16 protein-coding genes are annotated in these 20,053 nt (G+C 67.4%); 8 read left to right on the top strand and 8 right to left on the bottom strand.

Annotated features, from left to right (window positions below; all coding sequences use genetic code 11):
• On the bottom strand, window positions 1-723 hold the full coding sequence (locus WKW79_RS27500; RefSeq protein ID WP_340338407.1) for a TerC family protein: 723 nt from the start codon (window positions 721-723) through the stop codon (window positions 1-3).
• A 432-nt stretch (window positions 724-1,155) separates the two neighbouring features.
• Here WKW79_RS27500 and WKW79_RS27495 point away from each other — a divergent pair, with 432 nt between their 5' ends.
• Together WKW79_RS27495 and WKW79_RS27490 are read left to right on the top strand one after the other, a co-directional pair.
• Window positions 1,156-1,617: a DUF3717 domain-containing protein gene (locus WKW79_RS27495; protein WP_340338406.1), complete on the top strand. Its 462-nt coding sequence runs from the start codon at window positions 1,156-1,158 to the stop codon at window positions 1,615-1,617.
• A gap of 7 nt (window positions 1,618-1,624) precedes the next feature.
• Window positions 1,625-2,353 carry a sulfite exporter TauE/SafE family protein gene (locus WKW79_RS27490; protein WP_340338405.1) on the top strand — a complete coding sequence of 243 codons (729 nt, stop codon included), beginning with the start codon at window positions 1,625-1,627 and terminating at the stop codon, window positions 2,351-2,353.
• Window positions 2,354-2,357: 4 nt separating this feature from the next.
• Here WKW79_RS27490 and WKW79_RS27485 read toward each other — a convergent pair whose 3' ends face one another.
• Window positions 2,358-2,918: a YaeQ family protein gene (locus WKW79_RS27485; protein WP_340338404.1), complete on the bottom strand. Its 561-nt coding sequence runs from the start codon at window positions 2,916-2,918 to the stop codon at window positions 2,358-2,360.
• Window positions 2,918-4,297, bottom strand: a complete 1,380-nt coding sequence (gene purB / locus WKW79_RS27480; protein WP_340338403.1) for an adenylosuccinate lyase — start codon at window positions 4,295-4,297, stop codon at window positions 2,918-2,920. Before purB ends, WKW79_RS27485 begins: the two co-directional genes overlap by 1 nt.
• A 124-nt stretch (window positions 4,298-4,421) precedes the next feature.
• Between purB and WKW79_RS27475 the strand changes: the two genes are divergently transcribed.
• Window positions 4,422-5,036 carry a glutathione S-transferase N-terminal domain-containing protein gene (locus tag WKW79_RS27475; RefSeq protein ID WP_340338402.1) on the top strand — a complete coding sequence of 205 codons (615 nt, stop codon included), beginning with the start codon at window positions 4,422-4,424 and terminating at the stop codon, window positions 5,034-5,036.
• Between the two features lie 483 nt (window positions 5,037-5,519).
• Here WKW79_RS27475 and WKW79_RS27470 read toward each other — a convergent pair whose 3' ends face one another.
• Window positions 5,520-6,092, bottom strand: coding sequence for a glutathione peroxidase (locus WKW79_RS27470; RefSeq protein WP_340338401.1), 573 nt, complete (start codon window positions 6,090-6,092; stop codon window positions 5,520-5,522).
• 121 nt (window positions 6,093-6,213) lie between these two features.
• Here WKW79_RS27470 and WKW79_RS27465 point away from each other — a divergent pair, with 121 nt between their 5' ends.
• Window positions 6,214-7,071: a ferritin family protein gene (locus WKW79_RS27465; protein ID WP_340338400.1), complete on the top strand. Its 858-nt coding sequence runs from the start codon at window positions 6,214-6,216 to the stop codon at window positions 7,069-7,071.
• A 6-nt stretch (window positions 7,072-7,077) separates the two neighbouring features.
• On the opposite strand, the gene WKW79_RS27460 is transcribed toward WKW79_RS27465, so the two are convergent.
• Together WKW79_RS27460 and glnE are read right to left on the bottom strand one after the other, a co-directional pair.
• Window positions 7,078-8,160: a septal ring lytic transglycosylase RlpA family protein gene (locus WKW79_RS27460; RefSeq protein WP_340338399.1), complete on the bottom strand. Its 1,083-nt coding sequence runs from the start codon at window positions 8,158-8,160 to the stop codon at window positions 7,078-7,080.
• Window positions 8,153-10,939: a bifunctional [glutamate--ammonia ligase]-adenylyl-L-tyrosine phosphorylase/[glutamate--ammonia-ligase] adenylyltransferase gene (gene glnE / locus WKW79_RS27455; protein WP_340338398.1), complete on the bottom strand. Its 2,787-nt coding sequence runs from the start codon at window positions 10,937-10,939 to the stop codon at window positions 8,153-8,155. The genes WKW79_RS27460 and glnE overlap by 8 nt, the downstream gene beginning before the upstream one ends.
• A gap of 27 nt (window positions 10,940-10,966) precedes the next feature.
• Between glnE and WKW79_RS27450 the strand changes: the two genes are divergently transcribed.
• The 4 genes from WKW79_RS27450 to WKW79_RS27435 all read left to right on the top strand — a co-directional run bounded on the left by WKW79_RS27450 (window position 10,967) and on the right by WKW79_RS27435 (window position 18,688).
• Window positions 10,967-15,046 carry a YhdP family protein gene (locus WKW79_RS27450; protein ID WP_422823975.1) on the top strand — a complete coding sequence of 1,360 codons (4,080 nt, stop codon included), beginning with the start codon at window positions 10,967-10,969 and terminating at the stop codon, window positions 15,044-15,046.
• Window positions 15,043-15,873, top strand: a complete 831-nt coding sequence (locus WKW79_RS27445; protein ID WP_340338396.1) for a carbon-nitrogen hydrolase family protein — start codon at window positions 15,043-15,045, stop codon at window positions 15,871-15,873. The genes WKW79_RS27450 and WKW79_RS27445 overlap by 4 nt, the downstream gene beginning before the upstream one ends.
• Before the next feature lie 101 nt (window positions 15,874-15,974).
• Window positions 15,975-18,047 (top strand): two-component system sensor histidine kinase NtrB, encoded by a 2,073-nt coding sequence (locus WKW79_RS27440; RefSeq protein ID WP_340338395.1) that lies wholly within the window; start codon window positions 15,975-15,977, stop codon window positions 18,045-18,047.
• Between the two features lie 5 nt (window positions 18,048-18,052).
• A complete protein-coding gene (locus WKW79_RS27435) occupies window positions 18,053-18,688 on the top strand; it encodes a response regulator transcription factor (RefSeq protein ID WP_340338394.1) in 636 nt (211 codons plus the stop codon).
• A 35-nt stretch (window positions 18,689-18,723) separates the two neighbouring features.
• Here the strand turns inward: WKW79_RS27435 and WKW79_RS27430 are convergent, their stop codons facing one another.
• Together WKW79_RS27430 and WKW79_RS27425 are read right to left on the bottom strand one after the other, a co-directional pair.
• Window positions 18,724-19,290 carry an OmpA family protein gene (locus tag WKW79_RS27430; protein WP_340338393.1) on the bottom strand — a complete coding sequence of 189 codons (567 nt, stop codon included), beginning with the start codon at window positions 19,288-19,290 and terminating at the stop codon, window positions 18,724-18,726.
• 68 nt (window positions 19,291-19,358) lie between these two features.
• Window positions 19,359-20,015, bottom strand: a complete 657-nt coding sequence (locus tag WKW79_RS27425) for a YiaD family glycine zipper/OmpA-like lipoprotein (RefSeq protein WP_340338392.1) — start codon at window positions 20,013-20,015, stop codon at window positions 19,359-19,361.
• Window positions 20,016-20,053: the final 38 nt, after the last annotated feature.

Raw genomic sequence — 20,053 nt, 5'->3', positions numbered from 1 at the left:
TCAGGCTGCAACCTTGTCGCTGCCCGCTTCTTCCGATGCCCGTTCGCGACGCGTCTTCAGCCAGCCGGCGGTCAGCACGCCCACGATACACAGCACGCACACGCCCCAGTAGGCGACCTGGTTGCTGGTGGCCGAGCCGCCGAACCAGTTGGCCAGCATCTTCTCGTTGACGATCATCTTGCCGGCCGTGAAGGCAAGCACCGCGGCGCCCAGCTGGATGATGACGGGGAAGCGTTGCACCAGCTTCAGCACCATGGTGCTGCCGAACACCACGATCGGCACGCTGATCAGCAGGCCCAGCACCACCAGCGTGAAGTCGCCATGCGCCGCGCCGGCCACGCCCAGGACGTTGTCGATGCCCATCAGCGCGTCGGCGATCACGATGGTCTTCATCGCACCCCAGAAGGAGGTCGCGCCGACGCTGCCGTGCTCGTCCTCGCCGTCATGCGTGTCGGCCAGCAGCTTGTAGGCAATGTAGAGAAGGCCCAGGCCGCCCACGAGCATCAAGCCCGGGATCTTCAGCAACCAGACCACGCCGACCGTCATGGCCGAGCGCACGACGATCGCGCCCACCGTGCCCCAGACGATGGCCTTGCGTTGATGTTCCTTGGGCAAGCTGCGTGCGGCCAGCGCAATGACGATCGCGTTGTCGCCCGCGAGGACGAGGTCGATCAGGATGATGGCCAGCAAGGCCGAGAACCAGGGGGCGGAAAAAAGCTCCATGTGCAAGTCACTCCAATGCGTTTCGATTCATCCCGCTGGTGCGGCAGAGACGACTGGAGGATCGGCCGGGTGTTTCCGGAGATCTCGAAGCGCTTCGACCAAACCTTTGACGGGTTCAAATCGAAGGTCTTGCTCAACACCGCGCCACAAGCGCGATGCCCGACAGACCGGAAGTGTTATGTGCTTCGTATTGACGGCCTGACGATATCCCTCGCAAGCAGCGATGGACGGGAGCTACTCCCCTTCGGAACGCCGATTAAAGCATCGTGGCTGGCCGCGCCGCAACCGCAGAATCCCCGTTTCATATGGAAAAAAGGCTGGAGATACCCGCCTTGCCGTAGTGTGATGCTATGAATTTAATAGCGCAAAGACCTTTTGAGCGCTCGGGGCTTGCCCGGTCTATGATGCCCGTCCGCTGATTTCGCTCCGTCCATGGCCGCCATTCACATCACCGACATCGAGGCCGCCATCAATTACTGGCGCGACCGGAGCCCGTCGCCCGACGGCATCACGCTCGCACCCGAGTTGCGCGCGCTGGCGGAGGTCTATGCGCTGATGGTCTACCACCGCGAAGACGAGGTCAGCGAGGTCGGCTTCCCGCGCAAGGCCTGGGCCGCTTGGATCGAGTGGTACCGCACTACGCCCGACACGCCCTGCATCGCCATCTGCTCCACCAGCCAGGGCGACGACCAATGCAAGGGCTGCGGCCGCAGTTTCGACGAGGTGCAGCACTGGCCCGCGATGTCGCCCGCCGAGAAGCGCGGCACCTGGCGCCGCATCACCATGGAAGACTCGGCCTGGCGCTTCAACAAGTACGCCGAGCGTGCACGCGAAGCGGAGCACGTCTGGCCTGACGAGCCCGCCAACGACACCCCTGTGACCGCCGGCGACTGAACCCGGCGTGGCTGCCTTCGCTTTCGTGCTGCTCGTCGGGTTGGTGGCCGGCGCGGTGAGCGGCGTCATCGGCACGGGCTCCTCGATCATGTTGCTGCCGGTGCTGGTCTATGCGTTCGGGCCCAAGCAGGCGGTGCCGATCATGGCCGTTGCCGCGGTCATGGCCAACCTCTCGCGCGTGCTGGCCTGGTGGCGCGAAGTCGACTGGCGTGCCTTCGCGGCGTACTCGGTGACCGGCGGGCCGGCGGCGGCGCTGGGCGCGCGCACGCTGCTGCAGTTGCCGGCCACGCTCATCGACGTGCTGCTGGGCATTTTCTTCATCTCGATGGTGCCCTTTCGCCACTGGGTGCAACGTCGCGCCTTCCAGGTGCGCTTGTGGCAGATGGCGGTGGCCGGCGCGGTCATCGGCTTCCTGACGGGCGTGGTGCTCTCGACCGGGCCGCTGAGCGTGCCGGTGTTCGCGGCCTATGGCCTGGTCAAGGGCGCCTTCCTCTCGACCGAGGCGGCCAGTTCGCTGGTGCTTTACGTTAGCAAGGTGCTGACCTTCCGGGGGCTGGGCGCCATGCCGGTGGAGGTGCTGGTGCAGGGGCTGGTCGTCGGCGCGTCGCTGATGGCCGGCACCTTCGCGGGCAAGGCGATGGTGCTGCGGCTCAGCCCGCGCGCCTTCCAGTACATGCTGGACGCCTTGCTGGTGGGTTCGGGCGTGGCATTGCTGCTGGCGGCGGCGCAGCACTGAATCGCTATTTCAAGCGGGTCAGCTCGATGTCGATGCTCTCGGCGCCATTGCCGAGCGTCAGCGTGTTCTCGTGCACCGTGGCCTGCAGTTGCATGCTGCGCTCGGCGAGCAGGGCGACGGCCTGCGAGGTCTCGCTCGGTACGCGCCACACCTGCAGGTTCTGCGGGCGCGTCAGCTTGTTCTCGATGCCCTTCCACCAGATGCCGGCGGCGTGGCTGTAGCAGTACACGATGACCTGGTCGGCCTTGCCGCAGGCCTTGATGATGGGCTTGTCTTCCGGCTGGCCGACCTCGATCCAGACCTTCACCTCGCCGGTGAAGTCGCGCAGCCAGACGTCGGGTTCGTCGACGTTCGACAGACCGGCGCCGAAGGCCAGCGTGCCGTCGCCCTGCACCACGTCCTGCAGCTTGTACGCATTGAGCGCGAGCGCGACGAGCCGGATCATCATCCGCTCGTCGTTCTCGCTCGGATGCCGCGCGAGCGTCAGTGCATGGTCGGCGTAGTAGTTGTGGTCGATGTCGGCAACGGCGACGTTGGCCTTGAAGATGGTGGACTTGAGGGCCATCAGGCGCGCTTTGCCAACTCGGCGGCCTTGCCCGTGTAGGAACCCGGCGTCATCGCGAGGAGGCGTTCCTTCTCGGCCTCGGGGATCTCCAGCGAGCGGATCAGCCCGTGCAGCGCCTCAGCCGTCACGGTCTTGCCGCGCGTCACGTCCTTCAGTTGCTCGTACGCGCCCTGCACGCCAAAGCGACGCATCACGGTCTGGATCGGCTCGGCCAGCACTTCCCACGAATTGTCGAGGTCGTCGGCCAGCGCCTGCTCGTTGAGTTCCAGCTTGCCCAGGCCCGTGGCCAGGCTCGCATACGCCAGCGCCGTGTAGCCGAAGCCCACGCCGATGTTGCGCAGCACCGTGCTGTCGGTCAGGTCGCGCTGCCAGCGGCTGATTGGCAGCTTCTCGCTCAGGTGGCGCAGCACCGCATTGGCCAGGCCGAGGTTGCCTTCGGCATTCTCGAAGTCGATCGGGTTGACCTTGTGCGGCATCGTCGACGAGCCGATCTCACCCTTCTTCAGGCGCTGCTTGAAGTAGCCGAGACTCACATAGCCCCAGATATCGCGCGAGAAGTCGATCAGGATCGTGTTGGTGCGGGCGAAGGCGTCGAACAGTTCGGCCATGTAGTCGTGCGGCTCGATCTGGATGCTGTAGGGCTGGAAGCTCAGGCCCAGGCCCTGCGGCGCCGGCGTCTCGATGACCTTGCGGCTGAAGCCTTCCCAGTCGAACTCCGGCCAGGCCGCGATGTGCGCGTTGTAGTTGCCCACGGCGCCGTTCATCTTGCCGAGCAGGGCGACCGCCGCGATCTGCGCGCGGGCCTTGGCCAGTCGCACCGCGACGTTGGCGATTTCCTTGCCGACCGTGGTCGGGCTGGCGGTCTGGCCGTGGGTGCGGCTCAGCATCGGCACTTCGGCGAACTTGCCGGCCATGTCGCGCAGCGTGGCGATGATGCCGTCGAGCGCCGGCAGCATCACCTTGTCGCGCGCGGCCTGGATCTGCAGGGCGTGGCTGGTGTTGTTGATGTCTTCGCTGGTGCAGGCGAAATGGACGAATTCGGAGGCGGCGAGCAGTTCTGGTCGGGCCTCGAACTTCGACTTGATCCAGTACTCGACGGCCTTGACGTCGTGGTTGGTGGTCTTCTCGATTTCCTTGATGGCCTGGGCGTCGGCCTCGGAAAAGTTGGAAACCAGGCCCATGAGGTACTTGCGGGCGCCGCCGCTGAGCGGCTTGAATTCGGCGAAGCCGGCGTCCGACAGCGCGATGAACCATGCCACCTCGACCTGGACGCGCCGGTGCATGTAGCCCTGCTCGCTCATCAGCGGCCGCAGCGCGCCGAGTTTGCCGGCATAGCGGCCGTCGAGGGGGGACAGGGCAGAAACAGTGGAGAAGGTCATCCTCCAATTTTAGGTGGCGGCTGTGGCGTTTCCCCGTCGCTCCCCGCCGACGGCCGGTTCACCGCTGGACGGTTCCCCTAGAATCAAAAAGCTACAACGAATGTCATCAGAGGGAAGAGCCCGCATGAAATTGATCGGATCCGCCGCCAGTCCTTATGTGCGCAAGGTGCGCGTGGTCATGGCCGAGAAGCGGCTGGATTACCAATTCATCAAGGAAGATGTCTGGGCCGATGACACCACCATCAGCCAATCCAACCCCCTGGGCAAGGTGCCCTGCCTGATCATGGACGGCAGCGAAGCGATGTTCGATTCGCGCGTCATCGTCGAATACCTGGACACCCTTTCGCCGGTCGGCAAGCTCATCCCGCAGCAAAGCCGCGAGCGTGCCGAAGTCAAGACCTGGGAAGCGCTGGCCGATGGCGTGATGGACGCCGGCATCCTCTGGCGCCTCGAGGCCACCTGGCCCAAGCGCGCCGACACCGAGCGCAGCCAGGCGTGGATGGATCGCCAGCGCGCCAAGGTGGAAGGTGGTATCGCCGCCATGTCCAAGGGCCTGGGTGACAAGCCGTTTTGCAGCGGCATCCACCTGAGCCTGTCCGACATCGCGGTCGGCTGCGCCTTGGGTTGGGTCAGCTTCCGCTTTCCCGATATCGACTGGCGCGGCGAGCATGCGAATCTGGCCAAGCTGTGCGACAAGCTGCACTTGCGGCCGAGCTTCGCTGACACGATGCCTGCGTAATTTCTGCGCTGGCCCGCATGGGCTAGCACGGGAATGAATCTCTTCCCGCAATTGCAATCGTCATGCAGTCGCGGCGAGTTCGTTTGCGCGGCGAACGATGGTGGCTCCGCATGCCCATTCACGCCACTCGCGCGCCGATTCCCATTTCCAGAAACACCGCGGAACCGGCTTCGCCGGGCCGCTGGTGTTGCCCTCCGTAGGGGGTTGGAGGAGCTGCACGCTGTGCCGCGGATCCTGGGGGCGAGCCAAGTGCTATACAAAAATGCTGCGAGGCGCCCCGTGCGAAGAGGGAGGGAGGGAGGAGGAGAAGAATCGCCTCGGGATTTCAGCCGGACCACGGATGGCCGGAAGACCTCGCAGCATGAAAACCAATCAGGCGCTCATCGCCTGTGCCATTAGGAGGAACCTCGTACGACCGAGGTTCCCGATTCGAAAGTAAACAATTGTGAAGCAGCCGCCTGGACGGCGATTCCGTCTCGTGCGTCATTGCACCTGAGGCGCGGCAAGCTGCTTTTCAAGCTCCCGGACGAAATCCTTGCTGTCAGGCGTTGTCATGCTGGAATAGCTCTCGACCACCTTGCCGTCGCGCCCGATCAGGTATTTGTAGAAGTTCCACTTCGGCGTCGTGCCCGAAACCTGCGCGAGTTCCTTGAACAGCGGATTGGCGTCCGGCCCGCGCACCGACGACTTGGCGAACATCGGGAATTTCACGCCGAAGGTGCTTTCGCAGAAATCGGCGATCTCCTTGTTGGAGCCAGTTTCCTGGGCGAAATCGTTGGAAGGAAAGCCCAGCACGGCCAGGCCACGCGCCCGATATTTGCTGTCCAGCGCCTCCAGTCCCTTGTACTGCGGCGTGAAGCCGCAGAAGCTGGCGGTGTTGACGACCAGCACCACCTTGCCGGAATACTGGCAAAGATTTTGGGGTTTTTCATCTTGCAAACGCGGGAATGTGTGGTGCAGGATCGGAGGGCAGGCGGCTTCCGTCTGGGCCAGCGCGGCTGCGGGGCCCAGCGCAGCCGCCGTCAAGATCGTGAAAAGCAGGGAGCGTGAGTGCATCGGGTATCTCCAGCGGCATGCGCATCCAATTCGGCGATGCGCGTATTCCGCATCATCGCGCGCTTGTCACCGCTGTGCATAACCCCGCCGACTAAAATCCGTCGGTTATAGAAAGACATCGATGCTCTACCCGGAACTTTTCAGACAACTCGAATCCGTCCGCTGGGACATGGACCGGGACATTCCGTGGCAGTCCTTCGACGCCGCCAAATTGTCGGCGGAGCAGGCGCAAACCATCAAGATGAATGCCATCACCGAATGGTCGGCGCTGCCGGCCACGGAGATGTTCCTGCGCGACAACCGCCACGACAGCGATTTCTCGGCTTTCATGTCGATCTGGTTCTTCGAGGAACAGAAGCATTCTCTGGTGCTGATGGAATACCTCAAGCGCTTCAGCCCCGAGCACGCGCCCACCGAGCAGGAACTGCATGAAGTGCGCTTCGATTTCGACCCGGCGCCGCCGCTCGAGACGCTGATGCTGCATTTCTGCGGCGAGATCCGCCTCAACCACTGGTACCGCCGCGCGGCCGAATGGCACACCGAGCCGGTCATCAAGCACATCTACACCACGCTGAGCCAGGACGAAGCCCGCCACGGCGGCGCCTACCTGCGCTACATGAAGCGGGCGATGGAAAAGTTCGGCGACGAAGCCCGCGCCGCCTTCACCAAGGTCGGCGTGCTGATGGCCAGCGCGCGCCGCACCGCGCAGGCGCTGCATCCGACCAACCTGCACGTCAACAAGGCGCTGTTCCCGAACGACACCATCCAGAGCCGCATGCCCGATCCGGACTGGCTCGAGCACTGGCTCGACAAGCAGATCAAGTTCGACGCCGTCTGGGAAACCAAGGTCGGCGAGCGCATCCTGCACAACCTGAGCCTGCTGATGAACCGCAGCTTCAAGACGGTGCAGGAATTGAACCGCTACCGCAAGGAACTGGCCGCCACGCTCGGGCCCAAGCCCGAATACCAGGGGGCGTAAGCCCCTTCAGCGCCGCTCGACGATGACCGGCGCGAGGTTCAGGCCGTTGCGGACCTGCTCGCCGGCCGCCTGGGCAGATTCGCGCGTGGCGTAGGGGCCCGCTTGCAGGCGGTGCATGCCGTTCTCGCTGAAGACCATCATCTTCAGCGAAGGTATCTGCTTCGACACTTTTTCCTGGAAGGCCGCTGCGCCCTCGCGCTGGCTGAAGGCGCCCAGTTGCACCCAGAAACCGGTCGCGGCCGCTGGCTTCTCCGCCGCCGCAGTGGATGCCTCGGGCGACGGGTTTGCCGTGTTGCGGGGCGGCAGCGGGATCGGGCTCATGGGCGGCAGGTCCGTGCCCAGGGCGCCACGCGGCGGTGGTGCAGGCGTGGAGACGTCCGTGGTCATGCCGACCGGCACCATGACGGCGTTTGACGACTGTGGCCGCGCGGACGTGTCCTGCGCCACCACGGTGTCGCCGCCACCGCCACGTCGCCATGCGCCGGTGCGGATGTCCTGGTTGGTGATGCGTTCGATCTCGACGGGTGCGACGCCGCGCAGCAGGTCGAGCTTCAGCGCCGCCGTGTAGCTCAGGTCGATGACGCGGCCATCGACGAAGGGCCCGCGATCGTTGACGCGCACGATCACCTCGCGACCGTTGGCCGGATTGCGCACGCGTACGTAGCTGGGCAGCGGCAGCGTCTTGTGAGCGGCCGTCATGGCGTACATGTCGTACGGTTCGCCGCTCGCGGTCGAGCCGCTGTGGAACTTGCGGCCGTACCAAGAGGCGAGGCCGTGCTCGCGGAAAGGGCGGTCGTCGACGATCGGCACGTAGGTCTGGCCCAGCGCGACATAGGGCTTGCTGGTGCTGCCGGTGGTGCGGATGCTTTCCACGCGTGGTTCGGCATCGGGCACGCGATCGAGGTTGGCGGGCACGCTGGCTTCGGCGCCATCGCCAGCCTCGGGCGCACCGCCGGGCCCGCTTGCGCAGCCGGCCAGCACGCCGGCCAGCACGCCCGCCACCAGCACGAGGGCCGCGCACGCGAAGGGCGCCAGCACCTTGCGCCACACGGTCGGCGCCCAGTGCATCAAGGCGCCGCGCTCAGTCAAAGGCCGCCTTCCACAAGGCAAGCATCGCGGTGCGTTCGGCCACCAGCGAAGTGAGCGGCATCTGGGTCGGCTCTTCGTTGAGGCGCGCCACGTGCTGCACGCGGCGCAGCTCGCGATACGCCACGCCGGCGTCGCGGCCCACGCCGGGCGGCAGCAGCCCCGCATCCTCGGCGCGCTGCAGCAGCGCGATGTTGCCGACGTTCGGCAGCAGCGTCGGAAAGCGCGCGCTGGCCGACAGCACCATGTACTGCACCACGAATTCACCGTCGACCATGCCGCCGGGGCTGTGCTTGACGTCGAAGCGATCGGACTTGACCGGATGGGCCGCGCGCACCTTGTCGCGCATGGCGACGATCTGCACCTTGAGCGCATCGAGGTCACGGATCGAGGTGATCGTGGCCTCGCGCACGGCGTCGAAGCGTCGGCCGAGTTCCGGGTCGCCGAGCACGAAGCGCGCGCGGGTCATGGCCTGGTGCTCCCAGGTCCATGCGGTGTTGCTGCCGCGGCCGAGCTGGTACTTCTCGTAGGCGTCGAAGCTGATGGTCAGCAGGCCGGAATTGCCGTTGGGGCGCAGCGCGGTGTCGATCTCGAACAGGTCGCCTTCGGCCGTCTTGACGGTGAGCCAGTTGATGAGCTTGCGCACATACGCGGCGTAGACCTCGCTGGCGCGCTCGTCGTCGTCGTCGTAGACGAACACGATGTCGAGGTCGCTGCCGTAGCCCAGTTCCTTGCCGCCGAGCTTGCCGTAGCCAATGATGGCGAACTGCGGGAGCGGCCGGTGGTGGTTGCGCACCAGCGGCCAGCACCAGCGCGCGGTCACGCGCAGCACGGTGTCGGCCAGCGCGCTGAGGTCGTCGGCCACCTGTTCGACGGTGATGCGGCGATCCACGTCGCGCGCCAGGGTGCGGAACACCTCGGCATGATGGGCGCGGCGCAGCAGGTTGAGCATGGCCTCCTCGTCGGCTTCGCCGGTGCTGCGCAGGGCGCCGCGGCGTTCTTCCAGTTCCTGCTCGAAGGCCGGGGCATCGAAGCGGCTGGTCAGCATGTGGTCGTCGGCCAATTCGTCGATCACGCCGGGATGCTTCAGCAGGTAGCGGGCCGGCCACTTGGCTGCGCCCAGCAGGCGCAGCAGGCGGGTTTGCACGACAGGGCGCTCGACCAGCAGCGCCAGGTAGCTCTCGCGGCGCAGCAGCGGTTCGATCCAGTCGGCCCAGCGCAGGGCGGCCTGCAAGTGGTCGGCGACCTGGCCGGCGCCATCGCCGTCCGCCTCGTCGCGCATCCATTGGCCGGTGCGTTGCACGAGCTGGCGCAGGCGGCCCTGGGCTTCTTCGCGCAAGGCGAGCACGCGCGGATGGTCGACCCAGCGCTGGATGCGCTCGGCGAAGGCGGGAGGCAGTTCATCGACCAGGCCGGCCATGTCGGCCGGCGTGACGCCGCCCGACTTGCCGTTGCATTTGCCATTGCAGGACTTCGGCTCGCCGCCCAGCAGCTTGTCGAACTCCTGCGCCACCAGTTCGCGATGCGCATCCAATTGGGTCAGGAATTCGCAGCTGTCGCCATAGCCGAGCGTTCGCGCGATCCAGCGCAGGTCGTCGTCGCTGACCGGCAGCGCGTGGGTCTGCTGGTCGTCGAGGTACTGGATGCGGTGCTCGACGCGACGCAGAAAGACGTAGGCCTCGGCCAGCGCATCGGCGGTTGCCTGATCCATCAGGCCGGCGCGGGCGAGGCGCTGCAGGGCGTCGAGCGTGGGACGCGTGCGCAGTTCGGGGAACTGGCCGCCGCGCACGACCTGCAGCAGTTGCACGGTGAACTCGATCTCGCGGATGCCGCCGCGCGACAGCTTGACGTCATTGGCCCGCGACGGCCGTCCCGCGCTCCGGCGTGCGGCCTGCTCGCGGATCTGCCGGTGCAGCACGCGCAGCGAGTCGAACACGTTGTAGTCGAGATAGCGGCGGAAGACGAAGGGCAGCACCACCGTGCGCAGCGCCTGGGCCGAGGCATCGGCGATGCAGTCGAAGGGCGCGACGACGCGGCTCTTGAGCCAGGCGAAGCGCTCCCATTCGCGGCCCTGGACCTGGAAGTACTCCTCCAGTGCATCGAGCGAGACGGCGTTCGGGCCCGAGTTGCCGTTCGGCCGCAAGGCGAGGTCGACGCGGAACACGAAGCCGTGCTCGGTGGTGTCGCCGACCAGCGCATAGATGCGCTTCACCATGCGGCCGAAGAAGTCCTGGTTGGCGAGCTTGCCGCGACCCGTCGCATCGCCGGCGGTCTCGCCGTCGGCATCGTAGAGGTAGATCAGGTCGATGTCGCTCGACACGTTGAGCTCGCGCGCGCCCAGCTTGCCCATGCCGACGATCCAGAGGCTGGCCGGCTTGCCATCCGGACGCAGCGGCTCGCCGTGCACCAACGCCAACTCGCGCCGGGCTTCGTGGCAGGCGGTGTCGAGCGCGAATTCGGCGAGTTGCGTGACGGCGGTGGTCACGACTTCCAGCGGGGCCTGGGCCTCGCAGTCGAGCGTGACGAGGCGTTCCATCACCAGGTTGCGCACGATTCGCAAGGCGTCGGCCACCGAGGCGCCGCGAGCGGTCAAGGCCTCGTAGGCCTGCGTGAAGTGCCCGCGCACGGGGGCGCCGGGCGGCAGCAGCGCGAGGTCGGCGGCATAGCGGCGTCGAAGCCGCTGCACGAAACGGGAATGCGATGAAAGCTGCACGGCGGGCGCTGCGGTGGCACCATGGCCATGCGCGTCCGGAGTTGAACTGGTCTGAAGGCTGGCGGTCATAATTCCTGACACAGCGCGCGATCCCTAATGAACGTCACGACGTCTTCCCCCTCACGTCTGCTCCAGGTCACCGCTGTCACGGCGCGCTGGATGCTGGGACTCCTGATCGCCGCCTGGTTGTTGTTCGCACTGTCGGTCGTTGTCCTACACGGATGGATTGTGCCGCGAATCGGCGAGTACCGCGCCGTGCTGGAGGCGCAAGCCAGCAAGGCCATCGGGGTACCTGTGCGAATAGGCGCGATCACCGCGGTCTCGGAAGGCCTTTTCCCCACCTTTGAATTGCGCGACGTGGTGCTGCATGACAGCCTGAACCGCGAAGCACTGAAGCTGGCGCGCGTGGTGGCCAGCGTGTCGCCGAGGTCGATCTGGCGCCTCAACTTCGAGCAGCTCTACATCGAGAACCCCGAGGTCGACGTGCGGCGCGATGCCATGGGCAAGCTGCACGTCGCCGGGCTCGACATGGAGGCCGACACCAGCGGGGACACCCGCGCCGCCGACTGGTTCTTCTCGCAGCGTGAATTCGCGATCCAGGGCGGCACCGTGCGCTGGACGGATGAGACCCGCAAGGCACCGCCCTTGCTGCTGACCGACGTGAGCTTCGTTTCGCGCAACAGCACGCGCCGACACGCCCTGCGGCTGGACGCCACGCCGCCCGAAGGCTGGGGACAGCGCTTCACCGTGCGCGGCCAGTTCAGGCAACCGTTCCTGTCCGCGCATGCCGGCAAGTGGCAGACCTGGGACGGCCAACTCTATGCCGAGTTTCCGCACATGGACATCACGCGCCTGGGTGCCTATGTGTCGCTCGATGCGAGGATCCGCGAAGCCAACGGCGCGCTGCGGGTGTGGGCCGACGTGGACGACGGCCAGGTCCATGGCGGTGCGGTCGACCTGGCCTTGCTGCGCATCGACGCGGTGCTGGGCGAGAAGCTGGAGCCGCTGGTGTTTCGTCGCGTCACGGGGCGCGTCGCCGGCGACTCGAACGACGAGCGCTTCACCTTCTCGACCACCGACCTGCAATTCGACACCGCGGACGGCACGCGCTGGCCCGGTGGCAACCTGAGTTTCGAGCGCATGCCGGCCAAGGGGCGCACGGGCTCCGAGCGCGGCGAGTTCAAGGCCGACCGGCTCGACCTGGGTGCGCTCACGCAGATCGCCAGCCGGCTGCCGATCGACGAGCCCACCCATCGCGCGCTCTCGATCCTGGCCTTGCGAGGACTGGTCGAGCGCATCGACGCCAGCTGGCAAGGGCCGATGAGCGCACCCGACAAGTACCAGGCGCGCGGCCGTGTGAGCGGCCTGGCGATCGCCTCGCAACCGGGCGAGCCTGCGCCCGTCAAGCCGCCCGCGCCCCGCGGCACCAACGTGCCCGCCGCCGTGCCCACCGGCACGCCCGGCCTGCGCGGCGCCACCGTCACCTTCGACGCGACCCAGGCTGGCGGCACCGCCGAGGTGGCGATCGCCAAGGGCGCGCTCGACTTCCCTGGCGTGTTCGAGGAACCGGTGGTGCCGATCGAGCAGCTCTCGGGCAAGCTCGCCTGGAAGCGCGACGGGCCGGACACGCAGGTGCAGGTGACGGGCGTGCGCTTTTCCAATGCCGATGCGCAGGGCGAATTCAAGGCCGACTGGCGCACCAGCGACCCCGCCACCTCGCGCTCGCGCGATCGCTATCCGGGCGTGCTCGATCTGCAAGGCCAACTCACCAAGGCCGACGGCACGCGGGTGTTCCGTTACCTGCCGCTGGTCATCCCCAAGACCACCCGCGACTATGTGCGCGACAGCGTGAACAAGGGCACCGCGTCGACGGTCGACTTCAAGGTGCGCGGTGACCTGCACGACATGCCTTTCAACGATCCGAAGCAAGGGGACTTCCGCATCGCCGCCAAGGTCAACGACGTGACCTATGCGTATGTGCCGCCCCCGCCCGGCGGCGCGCCGGTCGCGGGCGCGTGGCCCGCGCTGACCGGGCTTTCTGGCGAACTGATCTTCGAGCGCTCCGGCATGCAGGTGCGCAACGCGCGCGGCCACTTCGTCGGCGTGCAAGGCATCGAGGTGAGCAAGGCCGATGCGGAGATTGCCGACATGGCGCATGCCGCGCCGCTGCTGAAGGTGGACGGCCTTGCCAAGGGGCCGCTGCCTTCGCTGATCAAGGCGGCCGCGCCCATCGTGGGCGGCGCGCCGGGCGAGGCCATCGCGCGCGCCCGCGCGACCGGCAATGCCGATTACAAGGTGCGCCTCGAACTCCCGCTCGAGGCCATGGACAAGTTCAAGCTCCAGACCACTGTGGCGCTGGCCGACAACGAAGTGCAACCTGTGCCGGAAGCGCCCGCCTTCACGCAGGCGAAGGGCACGCTGACCTTCACCGAAAGCGGCTTCACGCTCGCCGGCGTGCAGGCCCGCCTGGCCGGCGGTGATGTCAAGCTGGAAGGGCATGGCCGCTATGCCGGCAACGGCAGCGAGATGGTCTACAAGGCGCAGGGCACCGCCACGGCGGAGGGTCTGCGCGGCCTGCGCGAAGTGAGCTGGCTCAACCGCCTGGCGAAGCGCGCCAGCGGCAGCACGCCCTATGCGGGCACGCTGTCCCTGCGCGACGGTGTTGCCGAATTCAGCCTGGCCAGCAGCCTGCAGGGCTTGGCGCTGGACCTGCCCGCGCCGCTGGCCAAGCCGGCGGCCGATGCCCTGCCGCTGCGCCTCGAGAAGAAGCTCCTGCCACGCGCATCGGCCACGGCGCCGGCGCGCGACGAGCTGCAGATGGACCTCGGCAAGCTCGCCTCGATCCGCTACCAGCGCGACATCTCCGGCAGCGAGCCGAAGGTGATCAATGGCGCGATCGGCGTGGGGCTGGAAGGCAGCGAGTCGGCAGTGTCGCCGGCGCGTGGCGTGATGGCCAACATCCGGCTGGCGCGCTTCGATGTGGACGCCTGGAAGTCCATGTTCAGCGAAGCCACGGGTGCTCCGCCGGAATCGCTCGGCGCGGCGCAGGAGGAGGAAGCCTCGGCCTACCTGCCGACCTTGATCGCCGTGCGCGCGCAGGAACTTGTGATGTCGGGGCGCAAGCTGCAGAACGTGGTGCTGGGCGGCAGCCGCGACGGACAGGTCTGGCGCGCCAACATCGACGCCAATGACCTCAACGGCTACGCCGAATACCGGCAGTCGCAGGACGGCCGCCTGTACGCGCGGCTGGCGAGGCTGCGGATCGCGCCCAGCGAGGCCACGGACGTCGAGTCGCTGCTGGACGAAAAGCCCGGCACGTTGCCGGCGCTGGACATCGTGGTCGATGATTTCGAGCTGTTCAACCGGCGGCTCGGCCGCGCCGAGATCAATGCGGTCAACCTGGGCGGCGCCAGCCACGAATGGCGGCTGAACAAGCTCGGCCTCAGCACGCCCGAAGCCAGCTTCACGGCCGAAGGCAGCTGGACCGCCCTGCCCGCGAACACGCCTGGCGCGCGGACCGACGCGCGGCGGACCAACATGCATTTCACGCTGGACTTTTCGGACGCCGGCCTGCTGCTCAACCGCTTCAACATGAAGGACGTGGTGCGGCGCGGCCGCGGTCGGCTGGAAGGTGAAGTCGAGTGGCGCGGCTCGCCTTTCTCGCTCGACTATCCGAGCCTCGGCGGCAAACTGCACATCGACGTGGAGTCCGGCCAGTTCCTCAAGGCCGACCCGGGCCTGGCCAAGCTGCTCGGCGTACTGAGTCTGCAGGCGCTGCCGCGCCGCCTGACGCTGGATTTCCGCGACATCTTCAGCCAAGGCTTCCAGTTCGACTTCATCCGCGGCGACGCGAAGATCAGCGACGGCACCGCCAGCACGAACAACCTGCAGATGAAGGGCGTGAATGCGGCCGTGCTGATGGAGGGCACGGCCAACATCGCACGCGAGACCCAGTCGCTGCGCGTGGTCGTGGTGCCCGAGATTTCGGCCGGCACCGCGGCGCTGGCCGCGACCGTCATCAACCCGGCCATCGGGCTGGCCGCCTTCCTCGCACAGTACGCGCTGAGCAAGCCGCTGAGCGCCGCCGCGACGCAGGAATTCCAGATCGACGGCACCTGGACGGATCCGAAGATCACCAAGGTGGCGCGCCGAGGGGCACAGGAGGCCAAGCAATGAAGGTTTCAGCGATCCAGATGATCTCGTCGGTCGAGCGCGAGGCCAACCTCGCCCGCGCCCATGCGCTGCTCGGCGAGGCGGCCGCAGCCGGTGCCGAGCTGGCCGTGCTGCCTGAATACTTCTGCGTCATGGGCCGGCGCGACACCGACAAGATCGCCTTGCGCGAGCAGCCGGGCGATGGCCCGGTGCAGCGCTTCCTGGCCGATGCCGCGCGCGAGTTCGGCCTCTGGATCGTGGGCGGCACCTTGCCGCTGGTGAGCCCTGAAGATGAGCAGCACGTGCTCAATACCTCGCTCGCGTTTTCACCGGCCGGCGACTGCGTGGCGCGCTACGACAAGATCCACCTCTTCCACTACGACAACGGCACCGAGCGCTACGACGAGCGCCGTGTCATCACGCCCGGCACGCAACCGGTGCTGTTCGAGTTGCCGTCGCGCGACGGGCATGTCTGGCGTGTCGGCATGAGCGTCTGCTACGACCTGCGCTTTCCGGAGCTGTACCGCGCGCTGGCGGCGCGGGGCGCGGAATTGCTGCTGGTGCCCAGCGCCTTCACCCACACCACCGGCTCCGCGCACTGGGAGGTGCTGCTGCGCGCCCGGGCCATCGAGAACCTGGCCTGGGCGATGGCGCCGGCACAGGGCGGTACGCACGAGAACGGGCGCCGCACCTGGGGCCAGTCCCTGGTGGTCGACCCCTGGGGCACGATCGCGGCGCAGCGCGCCACCGGCGAGGGCGTCGTGAGCTGCGACATCGACAGCGCCCAGGTGGCGAAGGCACGGCAGCAGTTGCCGGCGCTCGCCCATCGCGTCATTGCGGCCTGGGCATGACCCACCCCCGAATGCGCCTGCGGCGGTCCCCCTCAAGGGGGCGCACCCAGCGGCCCGGCGAAGCCGGTTCCGCGGGCGCCCACGAAGGGGCATGGCACTGAATGCATGAGCGGCTGCCTTCATCCATGGCGCCGGCCCGGCAGGCCTTCGCGCGGCTGCGTTCGTTGTGGCAGCGCTGGTTCCTGTGGTTGTTGCTGGCGGCACTGGTGTTGGTGCTGCTGGCGACCGTGGTGTGGCTGGCCGGGCGCCATGAGGCCGAGCAGGTGCAGGTCGTGCTCGACCATGACACCGCCGACGCGCTGTCCGAACTGCGCGGCGGCCTGCAGCGCAACGCGCAGAGCCTGAACGCCCTGTTGACCGATGCGGTGAGCACCAAACACTGGCCCGAGGAGGAGGCTGCGGGCCTGTTGCGCGCACACCGTGAATGGCTGCGCCTGGAGTGGCGCGATGCCCGGTTGCGCCTGCTCGCCGCCACCGACACGCCCTACCGCATGCGCCTGTTCGAGGAAGGCGCGCGCGAAGCCATGCAGTCCGATGTCGCGCTCGCCTGCACCGCCGCGAGCAAGCTCTCATCCGCGGCCTATTCGCCGAGCCACTATGTCTCGAACAGCGCCGGCACCGGGATGGAAGTGCTGGAAGTCTGCCTGCCTTCCGAGAAGGGCGGCTACCTGGTCGCGACCTATTCACTGCGCGACACGCTGAACGAACTCGTCGGGCCGACGCTGCGGCGCGGACAGGAGGTCACCTTCACCGAGCCCGACGGTACGCGCCTTGCCTCCGTGGGCATCGCGCGCCGCATCGGCAGCCGCGTCTTCACCTCGCAGCAACTGCTCGACCTGCCCGGCGTCGCGCTGATGCTGCGGGTCGACGGCTGGCGCTCCGAGCCCGACCTGTTCCCGAACGTGCTGACCGGGCTGGTCACGGCGGTGTCGATCGCGCTGGTTTCGGTGCTGGTGCTGTTGGCGCGGGACACGCGCCGGCGCCTCAGGGCCGAACGCGAGCTGGCCGAGACGCTGGCCTTCCGCAAGGCCATGGAGGACTCGGTCATCACCGGCCTGCGTGCGCGCGACCTGGAGGGCCGCATCACCTACGTCAACCCGGCCTTCTGCGCGATGGTCGGCTTCACGCCCGAGGAATTGATCGGCACCCTGGAGGCGCCCTACTGGCCGACCGAGCTGGCACACGAATACCAGCGGCGGCAGGACCTGCGCCTCGGCGGCAGCGTGCCGCCGCGCAACGGCTTCGAGTCGGTCTACATGCGCAAGGACGGCACGCGCTTTCCGGTGCTGATCTTCGAGGCGCCGCTGATCAATGCGCACGGCGCGCAGACCGGCTGGATGAGCGCCTTCGTGGACCTCAGCGAGCAGCGCCGCATCGAGGAAATCTCGCGCGCCAGCCAGGAGCGCCTGCAGGCCAGCGCGCGCCTGGCCACGGTCGGCGAGATGGCCTCGTTGCTGAGCCATGAACTGACCCAGCCGCTGGCCGCCATCGCCAGCTATGCCACCGGATCGCTCAACCTGCTCGGTGGCGAGGCAGCCGGCGCGCCGGCCGAGCTGTCCATGGCCATGCGGCGCATCGGCGAGCAGGCCGAGCGAGCCGGACAGGTGATCCGAAGCGTGCATGACTTCGTGCGCCGCCGCGATCGCACGCGCGAGCCGGTGGCACCGCAGGCGCTGCTGGACGCGGTGATGCCGCTGGTGCGGCTGCAGGCGCAGAAGCTCGGCGTGCGCATCGACATCGAGCTGGAGCCCGCGTTGCCGCTGGTGCTGTGCGACCGCACCCTGGTCGAGCAGGTGCTGTTGAACCTGACCCGCAATGCCATGCAGGCGATGGACCAGCCCGCCATCACGGAGCGCGTGCTGGTGCTGGGCGTGGCCAGCGCACCCGGCCGCGTCGAGTCGGCGCCCGAGGCGCGGCGCTGGCTCGAATTTTCCGTCGCGGACATCGGCAGCGGCATCGACGACGCGACGGCGCGACGCCTGTTCACACCCTTCTTCACCACCCGCACCGATGGCATGGGCCTCGGCCTGAGCCTGTGCCGTACCGTGGTCGAGCAGCACGGCGGTGCGCTGGTATACGAGCCGAACCGGCCGTGCGGCACGGTGTTTCGATTTACATTGCCGGCGGTGGTGTCGGCACCTGTCGAACTGCCCGACCTCGCCACAGAGTCCTGAAAGCCATGCAACCCCCGATCGATGCCCTGATCTTCATCGTCGACGACGACGCCAGCGTGCGCGAGGCGCTGGCCTGGCTGCTGCGCTCACGCCGGCTCATGAGCGAACACTTCGCCAGCGCCGAAGCCTTCGAACAGCGGCTGGAGGGCGACCCGGCCTTCGATGCGCCGACGCAGCCGCGCTGCCTGCTGCTCGACGTGCGCATGCCCGGCACCAGCGGCCTGGTGCTGTTCGAGCGGCTCGCCGAACGCGGCCTGATCGACACCATGCCGGTGATCTTCCTGACCGGCCATGCCGACGTGCCGACCGCGGTGGACCTGGTCAAGCGCGGCGCCTTCGATTTCTGCGAGAAGCCTTTCTCCGACAACGCGCTGGTCGACCGCATCGAGCAGGCGCTGGGCGCGTCTCTGCGCGCGGTCGAGCGCCAGCGCGAGCGCTCGCGCCTGTCGGCGCGAATGAACGAACTGACCGAGCGCGAGCGCGACGTGATGCAGCGGGTGGTGGAAGGCCTGCCGAACAAGCTGATCGCGGACCAGCTAGCGATCAGCGTGCGCACGGTGGAGGTCCACCGGGCGCGGATCTTCGAGAAGATGGAAGTGAAGTCGGCCGTGGAATTGGCCAACTTGTTGCGGGCGATGTAGCGGGAAACACCGCGCCGCAGGCGCTTCGGGATGGGTCAGCGCTTGGTTCGCTCACCCACGAAGATTTCCACGCGCCGGTTTTGCGCCCGGCCGGCCGCGCTGGTGTTCTCGGCGATGGGGTCCGCCGCACCCTTGCCCTCGACGGCGATCTGGTTGACTGCGAGCCCGCGGGTGCTCAGGTAGTCGCGCACCGAGTTGGCGCGGGCGACGGAGAGCTTCTCGTTGATGGTGGCGCCGCCGGTGCTGTCGGTGTGGCCGACAACGTAGATGGCGATGGCGGGGTTCTTCTGCAGGCCGGCCGCGATCTGGTCGAGGACCGGTGCCAGCTTCAGCTTGACGGCGGAACGGCCGACGTCAAACGAGGTGTCGGCCGGCAGGATCACCTGGAGCCGGTTGTCATCGGTCTTGACGATCCGGATGCTGCTGCCGCGCGTCGAATCCTCGAGGGCCTTCTTGAGCGCTTCAAGCTGGGTGGTCCAGCTGTAGGTCTGGACGACTGGCGCGGGTTCCGGCTTGGGTGGGGGTGGCGGCGGTGGCGTGGTGCAACCGGCCATGAACAGCAACGCGCCGAGCGTGGCGCCCAGCATGACTTTCTTCTGCAATTGAATGCTCTCCCTGATGTTTATTTGGCAAGGCGCCGCCGCGTCGAGGCGGCGGCGCCGGGGGATTATCAGCCTTGCGGTGGACGCTCTCCCACGAAGATCTCGACGCGGCGGTTCTGTGCGCGGCCGGCATCCGTGGAATTGTCTGCAACCGGTTCACGCGATCCGCGGCCGTCGATGTTGAAGGCGTTGGAACGCACGCCGCGCGAGATCAGGTAGTCGCGCGTGCTGGCGGCGCGTTCGACCGACAGCGGGTTGTTGATGGCGTCGGTGCCGGTGCTGTCGGTGTGGCCGATGATCTTGACCTCGGCATTGGCGTTGTTGCGCAGGCCGGTGGCGAACTGGTCGAGCACGCGGGCGAAGTTGGGCTTGATCGCGGCGCGGCCGGTGTCGAAGGAGGCGTCGCTCGGGATGGCGAGCTTGAGTTCGTTGTTGGCGGTCTGCGATACGGCGATGCCGGTGCCCTGGGTGGCTTGCTCCATTTCCTTCTTCTGGTTTTCCATCCGTTGCGACCAGAGGTAGCCGCCCAGCGCGCCTGCCGCCGCACCGAGGGCCGCACCGCCGGCAATGGCCTGGCGGTTGCCGCCCGTGGCGGAGCCAATGGCCGCACCGGCCAGCGCGCCGATGCCGGCGCCGGTGCCGGTGGTCTTCTGCGTTTCGGTCATGCCGGCGCAGCCGGTCAGCAGGACGGCCAGGGCACAGGTGCTGAGAACGAGTTTCTTCATGGTTTCCCTTTCGGAGAGAGTGGCAAGGAGGAGCGGAC

The sequence above is a fragment of the Variovorax robiniae genome (genome assembly GCF_037889955.1).
Lineage (GTDB): Bacteria > Pseudomonadota > Gammaproteobacteria > Burkholderiales > Burkholderiaceae_C > Variovorax > Variovorax robiniae.
Note: the sequence above shows the minus strand (reverse complement) of the source record. Positions and strands in the feature narration are given on the sequence as shown.

Excerpts from the sequence above, each read along its gene's own strand:
- WKW79_RS27500 (WP_340338407.1), bottom strand. The coding sequence starts at position 723 with ATGGAGCTTTTTTCCGCCCCCTGGTTCTCGGCCTTGCTGGCCATCATC.
- WKW79_RS27495 (WP_340338406.1), top strand. The coding sequence starts at position 1,156 with ATGGCCGCCATTCACATCACCGACATCGAGGCCGCCATCAATTACTGG.
- WKW79_RS27485 (WP_340338404.1), bottom strand. The coding sequence starts at position 2,918 with ATGGCCCTCAAGTCCACCATCTTCAAGGCCAACGTCGCCGTTGCCGAC.
- purB (WP_340338403.1), bottom strand. The coding sequence starts at position 4,297 with ATGACCTTCTCCACTGTTTCTGCCCTGTCCCCCCTCGACGGCCGCTAT.
- WKW79_RS27475 (WP_340338402.1), top strand. The coding sequence starts at position 4,422 with ATGAAATTGATCGGATCCGCCGCCAGTCCTTATGTGCGCAAGGTGCGC.
- WKW79_RS27470 (WP_340338401.1), bottom strand. The coding sequence starts at position 6,092 with ATGCACTCACGCTCCCTGCTTTTCACGATCTTGACGGCGGCTGCGCTG.
- WKW79_RS27465 (WP_340338400.1), top strand. The coding sequence starts at position 6,214 with ATGCTCTACCCGGAACTTTTCAGACAACTCGAATCCGTCCGCTGGGAC.
- glnE (WP_340338398.1), bottom strand. The coding sequence starts at position 10,939 with ATGACCGCCAGCCTTCAGACCAGTTCAACTCCGGACGCGCATGGCCAT.
- WKW79_RS27450 (WP_422823975.1), top strand. The coding sequence starts at position 10,967 with ATGAACGTCACGACGTCTTCCCCCTCACGTCTGCTCCAGGTCACCGCT.
- WKW79_RS27445 (WP_340338396.1), top strand. The coding sequence starts at position 15,043 with ATGAAGGTTTCAGCGATCCAGATGATCTCGTCGGTCGAGCGCGAGGCC.
- WKW79_RS27440 (WP_340338395.1), top strand. The coding sequence starts at position 15,975 with ATGCATGAGCGGCTGCCTTCATCCATGGCGCCGGCCCGGCAGGCCTTC.
- WKW79_RS27435 (WP_340338394.1), top strand. The coding sequence starts at position 18,053 with ATGCAACCCCCGATCGATGCCCTGATCTTCATCGTCGACGACGACGCC.
- WKW79_RS27425 (WP_340338392.1), bottom strand. The coding sequence starts at position 20,015 with ATGAAGAAACTCGTTCTCAGCACCTGTGCCCTGGCCGTCCTGCTGACC.